General features: G+C 55.9%; 1 rRNA gene (only partly in view). It reads right to left on the bottom strand.

From position 1 onward, the window contains the following. Position 1: 1 nt before the first annotated feature. Positions 2-1196 (bottom strand): 23S ribosomal RNA (locus AB0J57_RS34770) (it continues 1369 nt past the right edge of the window).

Here is a 1196-nt window from a genome sequence, read left to right as displayed (position 1 = left end):
TGAGGACAAGCCCTCGGCCTATTAGTACCGGTCAACTCCACCCATTACTGGGCTTCCATATCCGGCCTATCAACCCAGTCGTCTACTGGGAGCCTTACCCTCTCAAGGAGGTGGGAATACTCATCTCGAAGCAGGCTTCCCGCTTAGATGCTTTCAGCGGTTATCCCTCCCGAACGTAGCCAACCAGCCATGCCCTTGGCAGAACAACTGGCACACCAGAGGTTCGTCCGTCCCGGTCCTCTCGTACTAGGGACAGCCCTTCTCAATATTCCTACGCGCACAGCGGATAGGGACCGAACTGTCTCACGACGTTCTAAACCCAGCTCGCGTACCGCTTTAATGGGCGAACAGCCCAACCCTTGGGACCGACTCCAGCCCCAGGATGCGACGAGCCGACATCGAGGTGCCAAACCATCCCGTCGATATGGACTCTTGGGGAAGATCAGCCTGTTATCCCCGGGGTACCTTTTATCCGTTGAGCGACGGCGCTTCCACAAGCCACCGCCGGATCACTAGTCCCGACTTTCGTCCCTGCTCGACCCGTCGGTCTCACAGTCAAGCTCCCTTGTGCACTTACACTCAACACCTGATTGCCAACCAGGCTGAGGGAACCTTTGGGCGCCTCCGTTACCCTTTAGGAGGCAACCGCCCCAGTTAAACTACCCATCAGACACTGTCCCTGATCCGGATCACGGACCCAGGTTAGACATCCAGCACGACCAGAGTGGTATTTCAACGACGACTCCACAACCACTGGCGTGGCTGCTTCAAAGTCTCCCACCTATCCTACACAAGCCGAACCGAACACCAATATCAAACTGTAGTAAAGGTCCCGGGGTCTTTCCGTCCTGCTGCGCGAAACGAGCATCTTTACTCGTAGTGCAATTTCACCGGGCCTATGGTTGAGACAGTCGAGAAGTCGTTACGCCATTCGTGCAGGTCGGAACTTACCCGACAAGGAATTTCGCTACCTTAGGATGGTTATAGTTACCACCGCCGTTTACTGGCGCTTAAGTTCTCAGCTTCGCCCTGTCGAAACAGAGCTAACCGGTCCCCTTAACGTTCCAGCACCGGGCAGGCGTCAGTCCGTATACATCGCCTTACGGCTTCGCACGGACCTGTGTTTTTAGTAAACAGTCGCTTCTCGCTGGTCTCTGCGGCCACCCCCAGCTCACCGTGTAAAACGGATCACCAGG

Source organism: Streptomyces sp. NPDC049837 (genome assembly GCF_040674455.1).
Taxonomy (GTDB): domain Bacteria; phylum Actinomycetota; class Actinomycetes; order Streptomycetales; family Streptomycetaceae; genus Streptomyces.
Note: the sequence above shows the minus strand (reverse complement) of the source record. Positions and strands in the feature narration are given on the sequence as shown.